Here is a 14,848-nt window from a genome sequence, read left to right on the forward strand (position 1 = left end):
CGGACGGCTCCTCCAGACGAGGACCACCCAACCCCGTGGCACCGACAGTGCGGAAGGGACCCGCGGGTGACGATTCGGTTGCGGTTGGGTGTCGCAGCCTCAGCCGGGCAGCGAGAGCATCCGCTCCAGCGCGACGGTGGCCCACTCGGCGGTGGCGGGGTCGACCTCGATGACGTTCTCGACCCGGCCGGCCGCGAGCGACTCCAGCGAGCGGACGAGGTGGGGCAGGTCGATCCGGTTCATCGTGGAGCAGAAGCAGACGGTCTTGTCGAGGAACATGATCCGCTGCTCGGGGTGGGCGGCGGCGAGGCGGCGTACGAGGTTCAGCTCGGTCCCGATGGCCCAGACGGTGCCGGGCGGTGCGGCCTCGACCTGGCGGATGATGAACTCCGTGGAGCCGACCAGGTCGGCGCGGGTGACCACCTCGTGGCGGCACTCGGGGTGCACGAGGACCTGGACGTAGGGGACCTCGGCACGGATCCGGTCGACGACCTCGCCGGTGAAGCGGCCGTGCACCGAGCAGTGCCCCTGCCACAGCAGCATCCGGGCGTCGCGCACCTGCTCGGGGCGGAGCCCGCCGTCGGGGCGGTGCGGGTTCCAGACAACACAGTCCTCCAGCGACATCCCCAGCTCGAGCACGGCTGTGTTGCGACCGAGGTGCTGGTCGGGGAGGAAGAGCACCTTCGTGTCCGGGCCGTGCTGCGCCAGTGCCCAGTCCAGGGCGGTACGGGCGTTGGACGAGGTGCAGACCGTGCCGCCGTGGCGTCCGCAGAAGGCCTTGATGTCCGCCGAGGAGTTCATGTACGTCACGGGGACGACCCGGTCGGCCACGCCCGCGTCGACCAGTGCGTCCCACGCGTCCTCGACCTGGGCGAGGCGGGCCATGTCGGCCATCGAGCAGCCGGCCGCCAGGTCCGGCAGCACGACCTGCTGGGCCGACGAGGTGAGGATGTCGGCCGACTCGGCCATGAAGTGGACGCCGCAGAAGACGATGAACTCGGCGTCGGGCCGGGCGGCGGCGTCCTTGGCCAGCTTGAAGGAGTCGCCGGTGACGTCGGCGAACTCGATGACCTCGTCGCGCTGGTAGTGGTGCCCGAGGACGAACACCCGGTCGCCCAGGGCCTGCTTCGCCGCGCGGGCCCGCTCGACCAGGGCCGGGTCCGATGCCGGTGGCAGGTCGCCGGGGCAGTCGACGCCGCGCTCGGAGGCGGGGTCCGAGCCGCGACCGAGGGGGAGCAGGGGGAGGTCCACCCGGGACGTGGCAGTCACGGCGCCCAGGATAGGCGGGTCCGAGGGGCGGGCGTGACGCGAGCGGCGTCCCCGTGGGCTCCTACGATCGGGTGGTGACGTCGATCCAGGCCCCGCCGCTGAGCCGGCGTGCCGTCGCCGTCTGGCTGGTGGGCCTGGCGACGTACCTCCTGGCCGTCTTCCACCGCTCGTCCCTCGCGGTCGCCGGGATCGCGGCGGCGCAACGCTTCGACATCAGCGCGGCCCAGCTGGCGACGTTCACGATGCTCCAGCTGCTGGTGTACGCCGGCATGCAGGTGCCCGTGGGTCTCCTCGTCGACCGCTGGGGACCCCGGACGGTGCTGGTCGCCGGTGCCGGGCTGCTGACGGTGGCCCAGGCCGGCTTCGCCCTGGCCGAGTCCTACCCGGCGGCGCTGGCGGCTCGGCTCTTCGTCGGCATGGGCGACGCGATGACCTTCATCTGCGTGCTGCGACTGGTCAACTCGTGGTTCGCACCGCGGCGGGTCCCGATGGTGACGCAGGTGACCGGGATGGTGGGCCAGGCCGGAGCGCTGCTCGCGGCGCTGCCCATGACGTGGGCCCTCGCGCACCTGGGCTGGACGCGGTCGTACCTGCTCACCGCGTCGCTGGGGATCGTGATGGTGCTCGCGCTGCTGCTGGTGGTGCACGACGCGCCCGGCACCCGCAGGCTGCTCGGACCTCGCCAGGACCTCCGCGCCCTCGGCCGCAGCCTGCAGACGTCCTGGCGCCAGCCGGGCACACGGCTCGGGTTCTGGACGCACTTCACGACTCAGTTCAGCGCGACCGTGATGAGCCTGCTCTGGGGATTCCCGTTCCTCACCCAGGGAGAAGGCCTCGGCGACGCGACCGCCGGGTCGCTGCTGACCGTGCTGGTGCTCGCCGGGATGGTCGTCGGCCCGGTCCTCGGCTGGCGGATCACGATGAGCCCGTGGCACCGCTCCACCCTGGTCATCGCCATCATCTGGGCGCTGGCGGCGATGTGGACCGTCGTGCTCGCGTGGCCGGGGCAGGCGCCGCTGTGGCTGCTCGTCCTACTCGTCGTGGTCGTCGGCGTCGGCGGCCCGGCCTCGGTGATCGGCTTCGACCTCGGGCGTACGTCCAACCCACCCGAGCGGCTGGCCAGCGCCACCGGGATCATCAACCAGGGCGGCTTCCTGGCCAGCCTGGTGCTCGTCGTCGTGATCGGGCTGGTCCTCGACTGGCGGACGCCCGGGAGCGAGTCGTCGTACACACCCGAGGCGTTCCGCTGGGCGATGTCGGCGCAGTACGTCCTCTGGGCGCTCGGCCTGCTCCAGGTCTGGCGCTACCGCCGGCGGGCGCGCGCGCAGATCCTCGCCGCCGACCCCGACCTGGTGCGGTTCCGCGCCGGCGAGCCGCTGCACGGCTGACCGCGACGGGCAGCGGAGCACGGCGGGGGGCGCGACAGCCTAGGCTCCTGCGCGTGGAGTGGCTGGTGATCTGGGCACGCGACGTCCTCGTCAACGGGTTCGTGACCTCGGGCCTGGTGCCCAACCGCGCCCGGGTCTGGTTCTACCGGCTCCTCGGGATGCGCCTGGCGCCCGGGGTGGTGATCATGCCGCGCACCTTCATCGGCGGTCGGCGGCTGACCATGGAGCCCGGCAGCGGCATCTACTACGACTGCCACCTCGACACCGCCGCCCCGATCACCCTGGGCCGCAACGTCTGCCTCAGCACCGGCGTCACGCTGGTCACCTCGGGCCACGACATCGGACCCTCGGACTACCGGATGGGTCCCGACCGGCCGGCCCCGATCGTCATCGGCGACGGCTGCTGGCTCGGCATCAACGCGACCGTCCTCGGCGGCGTGACGATCGGCGAGGGCTGCGTGATCGCGGCCGGGGCGATCGTCGCGCGCGACTGCCAGCCCGACGGTCTCTACGCCGGTGCGCCCGTGGCCCGGCGGGTCAAGGACCTCGAGGCCGACCTCCCGCGGCGTCGCGGCGGGAAGCACGGGTCATGGACGCGCGACACCCACCGGTCGTCGCAGGCCTGAGCGGCACGACGCGCTACAGCAGCGACCCGTGGTGGAGGTACGGCGCCGGCGGGCGGAGGCGTCGTACGGCCAGGTAGCCGGACGTCCACGGGTCCAGCCGCGCCGCCAGACCCACGTCCAGCGCCCACTGGTTGGCCGCGGTGACGTGGCGCACCGAGACGGGTGAGTCGACCGGCGCCGAGGCCAGCGCCTCCCACATCAGCCTGGCGGCCGTACGGCGGTCGGTCGCGGCCAGCAGCACCGGTGCCCCGGCCTCGACGTAGCAGTAGCCCGAGCCTGCCGCGCGGTCGCTGACCAGCAGCCGGTGGTGGCCGAGCAGCAGCTCGTGGTCCGGGCCGTGCGCGGCGCCGCGGGTGCGGCGGTCCAGCGAGTCGAGGAGGTCCCGGTCGCCCGGGTCGCCCTCGCGGACGTGCCTGCCGGGCGGGATCGCCGAGCGGTCGACGACCCCGGTCAGCGACACTTGAGGGTGCAGGTCGAAGCCCGAGGCGCGGTAGCGGCGCACCGCACGCGGGTCCGCCGAGGAGGTGAGCAACCCGCGCAGGCAGCCCTTGCCGTAGTCCTGCGCCACCGCGAGCAGCGCCCTGCCGATGCCGAGGCCCTGGTGGTCGCCGCGGACGGCGTACGAGGCCAGGACCCACGTCAGCTCGCGCCGGAAGGAGACCGCGAAGCCGACCGGCTCCCCGTCGACCTCCGCCACCCAGCTGCCGCCGGGGTCGGTCGCGAGCAGGTGCCGCGTGCGGGTCTCCCACCAGGCCGTACGTCCGGTCGAGCGCCCGGTCGGCTCCGGCAGCGCCCGCGGCTGCATCCGCCGGTCGACGGCGAGATAGCTCTCGGAGGACAGCGCGGCGGCGAGCGGCACGTCCTCGGGCGTCATCGGCCGGACGCGCGCCTCAGCCACCGACAGGTCCTCGTACGCCCTGCCGCCGGACGGCCTCGCGCCGGTCGGACCGGATGCTCAGGGCGGTGTGCGCGATCGCGGCGAGGATCCCGAGCGCCAGCAGCAGCCAGAAGACGACGGTCGGCCACTCGTTGCCCTCGACCAGCTCCCAGGTCTCCTTCGCGGCGATCAGCAGACCGCCGAGGCCCACCAGCACCCAGCCGCGCGCCTTGTTCATGAACGAGCTGAACGCCGCGTAGTCCTCGTCGCTGATGTGGGCCAGCATCGCCTCCTCGAACTCCTCGTGGCGCCGGTGCCGCAGCCACCACCACACCGGCGGCAGCAGCAGCCACCAGGAGGACACCTCCCGAGGGGGCGGCACCTCCTGCATCGAGGCGCGGATCCGGTCCGCCTCGAAGTCCTCCTCGCGGAGCTCGAGGCGGGCCTGGAAGAGCGGGCCGGCGACGAGCAGCCAGGCGCCGAGGAAGCCGCACCACAGGATCAGCAGATGCACCTCGGCCACGCTATGGCACGGCTCGACGTGGTGGGCGCCTACGGTGGCGCCCATGCGTGTCGTGGTCGCCCCGGACAAGTTCGCCGGCACGCTCACCGCGGTCGAGGCCGCCGAGGCGGTCCGGACCGGGTGGACGCGCCGCGCGCCGGGCGACGACGTGGTGCTGCGGCCGATGTCCGACGGAGGCCCGGGCTTCGTCGACGTGCTCCACGAGGCGCTCGGCGGCGAGCTGCTCGCCGTCACCGTCACCGGCCCGTACTCCGCGCCCGCGCCGGCGACGCTCCTGCGCGTCGGGGACACGGCGTACGTCGAGTCCGCCCAGGCCGTCGGGCTGCACCTGACCCCGGCCGAGGAGCGCGACCCCGAGCGCGCCACCAGCCGAGGGCTGGGCGAGCTGGTCCGCTCGGCCGTCGAGGCCGGCGCCCGGCGGGTCGTCGTGGGCCTCGGCGGCTCGGCGACCAACGACGGGGGAGCAGGAGCGCTCGCTGCGCTCGGAGCGACCGCGGAAGGCGGTGCGCTCGACGCCGGTCCGGCCGCCCTCCCCGGCATCACGGCGGTCGACCTGTCGCCGGCCCGCGAGCTCCTGCACGACGTCGAGCTGGTCGCGGCCAGCGACGTCGACAACCCGCTGGCCGGTCTGCGCGGAGCCACCCGCACCTTCGGGCCGCAGAAAGGCCTCGCCGACGAGCGGCTGGTGGAGGTCGACTCCTGGCTCGACGACTTCGGCGGGCTCTGCGACCGCTTCGTCGCCACCAGCAAGGGTGCCGGCGCCGCCGGCGGCCTCGGGTTCGCCCTGCTGCTGCTGGGTGCGTCGCGCGAGCCCGGTGTCGCGATGGTCGCCGACGCCGTGGGGCTGCTCGACGCCGTCCGGACCGCTGACCTGGTGATCACCGGCGAGGGTGCCTTCGACTTCTCCTCCCGCTCGGGCAAGGTGCCGTACGGCGTGGCGCAGGTCGCCGCGCAGGCGCTGCGCCCGTGCGTGGCACTCGCCGGCGCGGTGCTGATCGGGGCGCGCGAGATGCGCACCCTGGGTGTGGAGTCGGCGTACTCGCTGGTCGACCTGGTGGGCGAGGATCGCGCCTTCGCCGATCCCGCCGGCGCGCTGGCCGACCTGGCCGAGCGGACCGCGCGCACCTGGTCGCGCTGACTCCGCTGGAATAACCCCCGGTGTGCGACCATTGAGCCCGTCGGGACGATCGTGGTCCCGACGCACAGACCATCCGCACCGAGACCATCCGGGAGCCGTTCATGACCGAGCAGGTCCAGAGCACGGAGACCGTCGGCGAGCACCGCACCGACGGCATCAACCTCACCACGGGCGCCGCCGGGAAGGTGAAGTCCCTGCTGGAGCAGGAGGGTCGCGACGACCTGCAGTTGCGGATCGCGGTGCAGCCGGGCGGCTGCTCGGGTCTGCGTTACCAGCTGTTCTTCGACGAGCGGAACCTCGACGGTGACCAGGTCACCGACTTCGACGGTGTCGCCGTGGTTGTCGACCGGATGAGCGTGCCGTACCTCAACGGCGCCTCCATCGACTTCATGGACACGATCGAGAAGCAGGGGTTCACCATCGACAACCCCAACGCGACCGGGTCCTGCGCCTGCGGCGACTCCTTCCACTGACCCACCCGCGCGAAGGGCCCCGGACCGACCAGGTCCGGGGCCCTTCGGCGTCTCCTCAGAGCCCGAGGCGGGCGGCGACGAGGGCCGCGTCCTCGTCGGCGCGGGGCGGGGCCGCCGGACGCGGTCCGGGGGCGCGCACGCGCAGGTGCCGGTCGCGCGGGTCGGGCAGCCCCATGCGCACGGAGGCCACCCGGCAGTCGCCGCGCATGGTGTGCGTGTCGTCGGCGTCGGCGTACGGGGTGGAGCCGCGAGGAGTCATGCCGTCGACGCTAGGCGTTACCGACAGGTACTCCGAGGGGTCGCGCGCGCGGCGTCGCCGGTAGGGTCGGGCGTCGGTCCCCGCGCCACTGCGGGCCCGCCGTCCCCGAGACCCATGAGGACCCATGTCGCTGCTGATCGCCGGTTCCATCGCCACCGACCACCTGATGACCTTCCAGGGCAAGTTCGCCGACTCGTTGGTCGTCGAGCAGCTGGAGAAGCTGTCGGTGTCGTTCCTCGTCGACGACCTGGAGATCCGCAGGGGCGGCTGCGGTCCGAACATCAGCTTCGCGCTGGCCACCCTGGGGCTCCGACCGGTGCTGGTCGGCGCGGCGGGCGAGGACTTCGCGGACTACCGCGCCTGGCTGGAGCAGCGCGGCGTCGACTGCGACTCGGTACGGATCAGCAGCGACAAGCACACGGCGCGCTTCGTGTGCACCACCGACCAGACGATGGCGCAGTTCGCCTCGTTCTACCCCGGCGCCATGAGCGAGGCCCGCGAGATCGAGCTCGCGCCGATCGTCGAGCGGGTCGGCGACCCCGACTACGTCCTCATCGGCCCCGACGACCCCGACGGGATGCTGCGGCACACCGCCGAGTGCCGTGAGAAGGGCTTCCCCTTCGTCGCCGACCCCGGGCAGCAGCTGGCGTTCGGCGACGGTGAGCTGATCCGCGGCCTCGTCGACGGCGCCGCGATCCTGTTCAGCAACGAGTACGAGTCGCACCTGATCGAGCAGAAGACCGGATGGGGGCCCGAGGAGATCCTCGACCGGGTCGCGGTCCAGGTCGTCACGCTGTCCAAGGACGGCGCCCGCGTCCAGCGCAAGGGCGAGGACCCGATCGAGGTCCCCGCCTGCCTGGTGGAGGCCGCCGAGCCGACCGGTGTCGGCGACGCGTTCCGCGCGGGCTTCCTCGCCGCGCTGGAGTGGGGCGTCGGGCTCGAGCGGGCGGCACAGGTGGGCTCGACGATGGCGTCGTACGTCGTGGAGACGGTCGGCACGCAGGAGTACGCCGTCACCCAGGACGCCTTCCTCGAGCGGTTCACCACGACGTACGGCGACGACGCGGCCCGCGAGATCACGCCGCACCTCCGGGTCGGCTGACCTCAGGCCACGCGTCGGACGACGTAGGACGGGGTGCCGTCCTGCGCGGTGACCGCGCCGACGTACTCGTGGCCGCGCATGCGGCACCACGCGGGTACGTCGGTCGCCGCCGCCACGTCGTCCGCCTCGACGGCGACCGTCCCGCCGGCGGGGACCTCGGCGATCCGCTGTGCCAGCCGGATCACGGGGACGGGGCAGAGCAGGCCGCGGCAGTCGAGCACCAGGTCCACCGGGGTCATCCGATCCCCGCCTGCGCACGCAGTCGCGCGACGACCTCCGGGAGCGCGGTGAGGAACCGCTCGACCTCGGCCTCGGTCGTCGCGCGGGTCAGCGACACCCGCACGTTGCCGTGGGTCAGCGCGCCCATCGCGGCCAGGACGTGGCTGGGCTCGAGCACGCTGGAGGTGCACGCAGACCCGCTGGCCACGGCGAAGCCGAGCCGGTCGAGCTCGGTGACCAGCGACTCCCCGTCGAGGTAGAGGCAGGAGAAGGTCACCAGGTGCGGCAGCCTCTCCTCGGGGTCGCCGACCACGTCGACGTCGGGGATCCGCGCCACGGCGTCCCGGATCCGCGCGACCAGGGCGTGCTGCCGGGTGACGGTCTCCGCGCGCTCGGCGACCACCGCCTGCAGCGCGGCGGCGGCGGCGAGTGCCGCCGGCACGTTCTCGAAGCCGGTCGAGCGCTCCTCGGCCCGGTCGTCGACCGGGTACGGCGCACGCCAGCGGGCGCCCTTGCGCACCAGCAGCACGCCGATGCCGGCCGGCCCGCCCCACTTGTGCGCGGACGCCGCGGCGACCGTCCAGCCCTCCGGCAGCGCGAGCCGCCCCGCCGAGGCACAGGCGTCGAGGAGCAGCGGCACGTCGCCGAGCCGACGGGCCACCTCGGCGACGGGCTGGACGGTGCCGACCTCGTGGTTCGCGCTCTGGAGGGCGACGGCCGCGGTCGGCGGGCCCTGCGTGGCGGCCGCCACGAGCGCGTCGGCGTCGACCCGTCCCGTCCGGTCGACGCCGACCTCGACGACCTCTCCGCCGGCGTCCTCGTGCCAGCGGGCGGTGTTGAGCACGGCGGAGTGCTCGGCGGCACCGACGACGAGCCGGCCGCCGACCCGGGCGCGCCCGCGCAGCAGGCCGAGCAGTCCGAGGTGGACCGCGTGGGTACCGCTGGGGGTGAAGGTCACCTCGTCGGGGCGCACCCCGAGGCACTGCGCGGTGGCGGCCCGCGCGTTGTCGAGGACCAGGCGGGCCTCGCGTCCGGCCCGGTGACCGCGACGAGGGTCGGCGTGCACCGCGTCGGCGGCGGCGTGCAGTGCCTCGCGGGCGGCGGGGTGCAGCGGCTCCGAGGACGCCGCGTCGAGGTACGTCGGCCCCGCCGGGCCGGTGTCGTCCGCCACGGTCGCGAACCTACCCGAGCGCCTACCGGCGGCCGGGTCGCGGAGGGTGCGGATCCACCCCTCGGCGCACCCTCACCTGCCCCGTGGGGTGAGGTGTCGGGGTAGTACGCTCAGCGACGATCGATGAGCACGCGAGGCGACGAGAGAGGTCCCTGTGGGTCTGCCTGAATCCCCCCAGCGCCGTCCGGGACGTACCCGGATGAGGCGCGCTGCCGGCGTGGCGGCGCTGGCCGCCTCGGTCCTCGCGCTCAGCGGGTGCGACGCCGAGGGCAAGGACGAGATCCAGCGCCTGGCGATGCCGGCTCCCCGGGCCGACGAGGTCCAGAACATCTACGACCTGTGGCACTGGTCCTGGCTGGCCGCGATCATCGTCGGTGTCGTGGTGTGGGGCCTGATCGGCTACGCCGTGATCCGCTTCCGCCGCAAGAGCCCCGACGAGGTGCCGGTCCAGACGCGGTACAACCTGCCGATCGAGATCTTCTACACCGTGGCGCCGATCATGATCGTCGTCGTGCTGTTCTTCTTCACCATCAAGGTGCAGGACGAGGTGCTGCCGGCGGACCCGCCCAAGCCCGACCGCACCGTCGAGGTCGTCGGCCAGCAGTGGTCGTGGACCTTCAACTACCTCAAGGACGACGCGACCGGCGGGGAGACCGTCTTCGACTCCGGGACCCCGGCGGACTACCCCACGCTGTGGCTCCCGGTCGACGAGAAGGTCCGGTTCAACCTGTACTCGCCCGACGTCATCCACTCCTTCTGGGTGCCGTCCTTCCTGTTCAAGATGGACGTCGTCCCGGGCCGTGACAACCACTTCGAGCTGACCCCCAACCGGATCGGCACCTACGTCGGCAAGTGCGCCGAGCTGTGCGGCGCCTACCACTCGCGGATGCTGTTCAACGTCAAGGTGGTCTCCGCGGACGACTACGACGCCCACCTCAAGCAGCTCCAGGCGGACGGCAACACCGGCCTGACCCGGGGTACCGAGAAGGTTCGCGCGCAACCCGGGCTCGAGCCCGAGGCAGGAGCAGAGCGATGACCGCGACCGCTGGAGACGGCATTGCCGCCCGTTCCACCGCCGGAGCGCCGAGCCGGGCGATCGGTCAGCAGGTGGTGCGCGTCCTCACCACCACCGACCACAAGCTGATCGGCAAGCTCTACCTCGGCACGTCGTTCGCCTGGTTCATCGTGGGCGGCATCCTGGCTCTGCTGATCCGCTCGGAGCTGGCGTTCCCCGGGACCCAGATCGTCAACGACGAGGTCTACAACCAGCTCTTCACGATGCACGGCACGATCATGCTGCTGCTGTTCGCGACGCCGCTGTTCTTCGGCTTCGCCAACGTGATCATGCCGCTGCAGATCGGCTCGCCCGACGTCGCCTTCCCCCGGCTGAACATGTTCAGCTACTGGCTGTTCCTCTTCGGCGGCCTGATGGTGTTCTCGGGCTTCTTCACCCCGGGCGGCGCCGCCAGCTTCGGGTGGTTCGCCTACACCCCGCTGTCCAACGCCGCGCACTCGCCCGGTATCGGCGGAGACCTGTGGATCATGGGCCTCTACATCGCCGGTCTGGGCACCATCCTCGGTGCGGTCAACTTCGTGACGACGATCATCTGCATGCGTGCGCCCGGCATGACGATGTTCCGGCTGCCGATCTTCTGCTGGAACACGCTGATCACCAGCCTGCTGGTGCTGATCGCCTTCCCGATCTTCGCCGGGGCCCTGCTCTCGCTCGAGGCGGACCGCAAGCTCGGCGCCCACGTCTTCGACCCGGTGCACGGCGGGCCGATCCTGTGGCAGCACCTCTTCTGGTTCTTCGGCCACCCCGAGGTGTACATCATCGCCCTGCCGTTCTTCGGCATCATCACCGAGATCCTCCCGGTGTTCAGCCGCAAGCCCGTCTTCGGGTACGTCGGCCTCGTCGGCGCCACCCTGGCGATCGCGATCCTCGCGGTCGCGGTGTGGGCGCACCACATGTTCGTCACCGGTGCGGTCGACCTGCCGTTCTTCGCCGGCATGACCTTCCTCATCGCGATACCGACGGGCGTGAAGTTCTTCAACTGGATCGGCACGATGTGGGGGGGATCGATATCCATGGACACCCCCATGCTGTGGAGCGTCGGGTTCTTGACCACCTTCCTGTTCGGTGGGCTGACCGGCGTCATCCTGGCGACGCCGCCGCTGGACTTCCACGTCTCGGACTCGTACTTCGTCGTGGCGCACTTCCACTACGTGGTGTTCGGCACGGTCGTCTTCGCGATGTTCGCCGGCTTCTACTTCTGGTGGCCGAAGATGACCGGGAAGATGCTCGACGAGCGGCTCGGGAAGATCCACTTCTGGCTGCTGTTCATCGGCTTCCACACCACGTTCCTCGTCCAGCACTGGCTCGGCGTGCTGGGCATGCCGCGTCGCTACGCCGACTACCTGCCCAGTGACGGCTGGACCGGCCTGAACCAGATCTCCACGGTCGGTGCGTTCTTGCTGGCTTCGTCGACGCTGCCGTTCTTCTGGAACGTCTACAAGACCGCGACGTCCGGGCGGCGGGTCGTCGTCGACGACCCGTGGGGCTGGGGTCGCTCGCTGGAGTGGGCGACGTCCTGCCCGCCCCCGCGGCACAACTTCACCACCATCCCGCGGATCCGCTCGGAGTCGCCGGCCTTCGACCTGCACCACCCGGAGATCGCCGCGCTGGAGTACGACGAGAACCTCGAGATGGCCGACGACTCCGGCTTCCGGGACGCGCCGGCCGACGCCGGCCGCGCGACGGTCCTCGCCGAGCGGATCGAGGAGCAGGCCGAGCAGGAGAAGGAGACCGACCGATGAAGTCCGAGGCGTGGATCTTCGTCATCGCGACCGTCAGCCTGGTGATCATCACGCCGGCCTACTGGTTGCTGGCCCACGACTGGACCGGCACGTCGGCCCTGGTGATGACGACGCTGCTGACGCTGATGGTGAGCGTCTACCTCGGGTTCTCGGCCAGCCGCCTCGACCCCCGACCCGAGGACCGCAAGGACGCCGACATCGCCGACGGTGCCGGCGAGCTCGGCTTCTTCCCGCCGTACAGCTGGTGGCCGCTGTGGTGCGCGCTCACCGCCGCAGTGATCGCGCTGGGTGTCGTCATCGGCTGGTGGCTGGTCGTGATCGGCGCGATCCTCGGGCTCATCGCTGTCAGCGGGCTGATCTACGAGTACTACCGGGGCGTGCACGCGCACTGACGCTCGTCGCGAGACGGCGGTCGACCCGCCCGGGAGGCCCGCGAGAATCCGTCGGCTCGCGGCCGGGTCGAACCGTCTGATCGGTTGATCGGCTTGGTAGGATCACACTGCCCACCGCATCGACACGAGTTCCCGGGAGAAGCGTCCATGCCGTTCCACCACAGGATCCGTCTGCGCCGTGCTGCCCTCGGCACCGCGGCCGCTCTGATGGTCCTTCCCGTCGCCGCCTGTGCCGGCGGCTCCAACGACGAGACGTCCTCGCCGGCCGGGAGCGACGCCTCGCAGGTCGCCAAGACCTCCAAGGCCACGATCTCCGCCAACGTGAGCGACGGCAGCAGCGACGTCGCCGTCGACAAGCTCGTCCAGGTCAGCTCGACCGACGGCACCTTCGCGGACGTGAAGGTCGCGACGCTCAAGGGCGAGCCCGTGGCGGGTGCGCTCAACGCGGACAAGACCCGGTGGACGGCCACGGACCGACTCGACTCGGGTCGCAAGTACCGCATCACCGCGACCGCCGAGGACTCCGACGGCCTGGCCAAGAAGTACACCTCACGCTTCGACGCCGTCTCCCTGGCGAAGTCCGACGAGGTCTACCCCTCGATCACGCCGCTGGACGGCGCGACGATGGGGGTCGGCATGCCGGTCTCCGTGCACTTCGACTACCCCGTGGCCAACAAGAAGCTGTTCGAGCAGCACATGAAGGTCACGAGCTCGGCCGGCCAGAAGGGCTCGTGGAACTGGTTCGACGACCAGAACGTCCACTACCGCCCCGCCGGCTACTGGAAGCCGAACCAGAAGGTGACCGTCGCGGTCGACGTCAACAGCCTGCCCGCCGGCAACGGTCGCTACGGCCAGATGGACCGCACCATCTCCTACGACGTCTCGCGCAACCAGGTGATCAAGGTCAACGCCGCGAGCCACCAGCTGCAGGTCTTCCGTGACGGCAAGGTGATCAAGACGATGCCGATCACGACCGGCAAGGCGGGCTTCACCACCCGGTCCGGCACCAAGGTCATCACCGAGAAGTACCCGACCAAGCGGATGAACTCCGAGACCATCGGGATCAACCCCGACAGCGCCGACGGCTACGACCTCGACGACGTCAAGTGGGCGATGCGGATCACCAACACCGGTGAGTTCCTGCACGCGGCGCCGTGGTCGGTCGGGTCGCAGGGCCAGGCCAACGTCTCGCACGGGTGCACCGGCATGAGCACCGAGAACGCGAAGTGGCTCTACGACCACTCGATCATCGGCGACCCCGTCGAGTACACCGGCACCGATCGCCAGATGACCCTGACCAACGGCTACGGCGACTGGAACGACTCGTGGGCCGAGTGGCAGAAGGGCTCAGCCCTCGCCTGATCCACGGTCCGCGTCGGCGGGTCGACCCTGAGGGGTCGGCCCGCCGATCTGCGTTCCGACCCGGCTCCCGCGCCGGCGCGAGGCGTCGTGGTGGAGCACCGTACGCACCAGCAGACCCGCAGCCAGTGCCCAGAACGCCGACCCGACCCCGAGCACCGTGGTGCCGGACGCAGCGACGACCAGGCAGACGACGGCGGGCAGGCGCACCTCCTCCTCGACGAGCGCCTCGTGCAGCGACGCGGCCAGGGTGCCGAGGAGCGCGAGTCCGGCGGCCGACTGCACGACCCCGTCGGGGGCGGTCGAGACCAGGGCGGTGACGCCCCCGCAGCCGGCCGCGAGGACGACGTACGTCCCCGCTGCGGCGAGCGAGGCGGGCCACCGGCGCGAGCGGTCCGGCCCCGCATCGGGGCCGGCCGTGAGCGCTGCTGTGATGGCGGCGAGGTTGACCGCGTGCCCGCCGAACGGCGCAGCCACGGCACTCGCGACCCCGGTCACGCTCAGTGTCTCGCGCCACGGGACCCGGTAGCCGAGGCTGCGCATCACGGCGACGCCGGGAACGTTCTGCGAGGCCATGGTGACGACGTAGAGGGGGAGCGCGATCCCGAGGACCGCGGACGCCGACCAGGTGGGGAACGTCGGCGCCAAGCGGGGAACGACGCTGCCCAGCCCCGGCAGCCGGTCGGCGGCGAGCACGACGACCAGCAGCGCGACGACGAGCGATGCAGGCACGGCCCAGCGTGGCGCCGGACGGATCAGCACCAGCCACGTGAGCACCACCGGCGCGACCAGCAGGGGAGTGGCGGCGAGGGCCGCGACCGGTTCGAGGCACAACGGCAGCAGGACACCGGCCAGCATGGCCCGGGCCAGGGCGGTCGGGATGGCTGCCACGAGGTCGCCGAGCCGTGGCACGAGCGCGGTCAGCAGGATCATCGCGGCGGCGACGAGGAACGCACCGACGGCAGCGGGCCAACCGCCGGTGACCGCACCACCCGAGGCCAGGAGCGCCGCACCGGGCGTCGACCAGGCGAGCGAGAGCGGCGTGCGGTGACGCAGGGCGAGCCAGACCATTCCGGCCGCCTGCGCGACGCACAGCGCCACCAGGCCGGACGCGGCCTGGGCAGGCGTCGCACCGACGGCCACCAGCCCGGCGAGCACGACGACGAACGAGCTGCTGAAGCCGACCAGCGCGGCGACCACTCCGGCGACGACGGCCTGGGAACGGGGCGGCATTG

16 protein-coding genes are annotated in these 14,848 nt (G+C 72.0%); 9 read left to right on the forward strand and 7 right to left on the reverse strand.

What is annotated here, in order from left to right:
- Positions 1-99: 99 nt before the first annotated feature.
- Positions 100-1,269, reverse strand: a complete 1,170-nt coding sequence (gene nadA / locus IEX42_RS00420; RefSeq protein WP_188777213.1) for a quinolinate synthase NadA — start codon at positions 1,267-1,269, stop codon at positions 100-102.
- Between the two features lie 74 nt (positions 1,270-1,343).
- Between nadA and IEX42_RS00425 the strand changes: the two genes are divergently transcribed.
- The gene (locus IEX42_RS00425; RefSeq protein WP_229660464.1) at positions 1,344-2,657 is read left to right on the forward strand and encodes an MFS transporter; all 1,314 of its coding nucleotides are present in this window, start codon (positions 1,344-1,346) and stop codon (positions 2,655-2,657) included.
- A 53-nt stretch (positions 2,658-2,710) separates the two neighbouring features.
- Positions 2,711-3,283: an acyltransferase gene (locus IEX42_RS00430; protein ID WP_229660465.1), complete on the forward strand. Its 573-nt coding sequence runs from the start codon at positions 2,711-2,713 to the stop codon at positions 3,281-3,283.
- A 13-nt stretch (positions 3,284-3,296) separates the two neighbouring features.
- Here the strand turns inward: IEX42_RS00430 and IEX42_RS00435 are convergent, their stop codons facing one another.
- Positions 3,297-4,181, reverse strand: a complete 885-nt coding sequence (locus IEX42_RS00435; RefSeq protein WP_229660466.1) for a GNAT family N-acetyltransferase — start codon at positions 4,179-4,181, stop codon at positions 3,297-3,299.
- Positions 4,174-4,674, reverse strand: a complete 501-nt coding sequence (locus tag IEX42_RS00440) for a hypothetical protein (protein WP_188777215.1) — start codon at positions 4,672-4,674, stop codon at positions 4,174-4,176. The genes IEX42_RS00435 and IEX42_RS00440 overlap by 8 nt, the downstream gene beginning before the upstream one ends.
- 52 nt (positions 4,675-4,726) lie before the next feature.
- Here IEX42_RS00440 and IEX42_RS00445 point away from each other — a divergent pair, with 52 nt between their 5' ends.
- Complete coding sequence (locus tag IEX42_RS00445) at positions 4,727-5,821, forward strand: glycerate kinase family protein (protein ID WP_188777217.1); 1,095 nt, start codon at positions 4,727-4,729, stop codon at positions 5,819-5,821.
- A gap of 101 nt (positions 5,822-5,922) precedes the next feature.
- The gene (erpA, locus tag IEX42_RS00450; protein WP_188777219.1) at positions 5,923-6,294 is read left to right on the forward strand and encodes an iron-sulfur cluster insertion protein ErpA; all 372 of its coding nucleotides are present in this window, start codon (positions 5,923-5,925) and stop codon (positions 6,292-6,294) included.
- A gap of 55 nt (positions 6,295-6,349) precedes the next feature.
- Here the strand turns inward: erpA and IEX42_RS00455 are convergent, their stop codons facing one another.
- The gene (locus IEX42_RS00455) at positions 6,350-6,553 is read right to left on the reverse strand and encodes a hypothetical protein (protein WP_188777221.1); all 204 of its coding nucleotides are present in this window, start codon (positions 6,551-6,553) and stop codon (positions 6,350-6,352) included.
- Between the two features lie 124 nt (positions 6,554-6,677).
- On the opposite strand from IEX42_RS00455, the gene IEX42_RS00460 reads away from it, so the two are divergent.
- On the forward strand, positions 6,678-7,655 hold the full coding sequence (locus IEX42_RS00460; protein WP_188777223.1) for a carbohydrate kinase family protein: 978 nt from the start codon (positions 6,678-6,680) through the stop codon (positions 7,653-7,655).
- Between the two features lie 2 nt (positions 7,656-7,657).
- Here IEX42_RS00460 and IEX42_RS00465 read toward each other — a convergent pair whose 3' ends face one another.
- Both IEX42_RS00465 and IEX42_RS00470 read right to left on the reverse strand, forming a co-directional pair.
- Complete coding sequence (locus IEX42_RS00465; protein WP_188777225.1) at positions 7,658-7,894, reverse strand: sulfurtransferase TusA family protein; 237 nt, start codon at positions 7,892-7,894, stop codon at positions 7,658-7,660.
- On the reverse strand, positions 7,891-9,045 hold the full coding sequence (locus IEX42_RS00470) for a cysteine desulfurase family protein (protein WP_188777227.1): 1,155 nt from the start codon (positions 9,043-9,045) through the stop codon (positions 7,891-7,893). Before IEX42_RS00470 ends, IEX42_RS00465 begins: the two co-directional genes overlap by 4 nt.
- A 199-nt stretch (positions 9,046-9,244) precedes the next feature.
- On the opposite strand from IEX42_RS00470, the gene ctaC reads away from it, so the two are divergent.
- From ctaC to IEX42_RS00490, 4 genes are all read left to right on the forward strand, one after another.
- A complete protein-coding gene (ctaC, locus tag IEX42_RS00475; protein ID WP_188777228.1) occupies positions 9,245-10,081 on the forward strand; it encodes an aa3-type cytochrome oxidase subunit II in 837 nt (278 codons plus the stop codon).
- Positions 10,078-11,862: an aa3-type cytochrome oxidase subunit I gene (gene ctaD / locus IEX42_RS00480; RefSeq protein ID WP_188777230.1), complete on the forward strand. Its 1,785-nt coding sequence runs from the start codon at positions 10,078-10,080 to the stop codon at positions 11,860-11,862. The genes ctaC and ctaD overlap by 4 nt, the downstream gene beginning before the upstream one ends.
- Positions 11,859-12,254 (forward strand): cytochrome c oxidase subunit 4, encoded by a 396-nt coding sequence (locus IEX42_RS00485; RefSeq protein ID WP_188777232.1) that lies wholly within the window; start codon positions 11,859-11,861, stop codon positions 12,252-12,254. The genes ctaD and IEX42_RS00485 overlap by 4 nt, the downstream gene beginning before the upstream one ends.
- 147 nt (positions 12,255-12,401) lie before the next feature.
- The gene (locus IEX42_RS00490; RefSeq protein ID WP_188777233.1) at positions 12,402-13,616 is read left to right on the forward strand and encodes a L,D-transpeptidase; all 1,215 of its coding nucleotides are present in this window, start codon (positions 12,402-12,404) and stop codon (positions 13,614-13,616) included.
- On the opposite strand, the gene IEX42_RS00495 is transcribed toward IEX42_RS00490, so the two are convergent.
- Positions 13,602-14,846, reverse strand: coding sequence for a benzoate/H(+) symporter BenE family transporter (locus tag IEX42_RS00495; RefSeq protein WP_188777238.1), 1,245 nt, complete (start codon positions 14,844-14,846; stop codon positions 13,602-13,604). The two genes, IEX42_RS00490 and IEX42_RS00495, sit on opposite strands and share 15 nt — an antisense overlap.
- Between the last annotated feature and the right edge of the window lie 2 nt (positions 14,847-14,848).

Source organism: Marmoricola endophyticus (genome assembly GCF_014644415.1).
GTDB lineage: Bacteria > Actinomycetota > Actinomycetes > Propionibacteriales > Nocardioidaceae > Marmoricola > Marmoricola endophyticus.

Bases quoted from the DNA above. Each gene is read 5' to 3' on its own strand.
- IEX42_RS00445 (WP_188777217.1), top strand. From the start codon at position 4,727: ATGCGTGTCGTGGTCGCCCCGGACAAGTTCGCCGGCACGCTCACCGCG.
- erpA (WP_188777219.1), top strand. From the start codon at position 5,923: ATGACCGAGCAGGTCCAGAGCACGGAGACCGTCGGCGAGCACCGCACC.
- IEX42_RS00455 (WP_188777221.1), bottom strand. From the start codon at position 6,553: ATGACTCCTCGCGGCTCCACCCCGTACGCCGACGCCGACGACACGCAC.
- IEX42_RS00460 (WP_188777223.1), top strand. From the start codon at position 6,678: ATGTCGCTGCTGATCGCCGGTTCCATCGCCACCGACCACCTGATGACC.
- IEX42_RS00465 (WP_188777225.1), bottom strand. From the start codon at position 7,894: ATGACCCCGGTGGACCTGGTGCTCGACTGCCGCGGCCTGCTCTGCCCC.
- ctaC (WP_188777228.1), top strand. From the start codon at position 9,245: ATGAGGCGCGCTGCCGGCGTGGCGGCGCTGGCCGCCTCGGTCCTCGCG.
- ctaD (WP_188777230.1), top strand. From the start codon at position 10,078: ATGACCGCGACCGCTGGAGACGGCATTGCCGCCCGTTCCACCGCCGGA.
- IEX42_RS00485 (WP_188777232.1), top strand. From the start codon at position 11,859: ATGAAGTCCGAGGCGTGGATCTTCGTCATCGCGACCGTCAGCCTGGTG.
- IEX42_RS00490 (WP_188777233.1), top strand. From the start codon at position 12,402: ATGCCGTTCCACCACAGGATCCGTCTGCGCCGTGCTGCCCTCGGCACC.
- IEX42_RS00495 (WP_188777238.1), bottom strand. From the start codon at position 14,846: ATGCCGCCCCGTTCCCAGGCCGTCGTCGCCGGAGTGGTCGCCGCGCTG.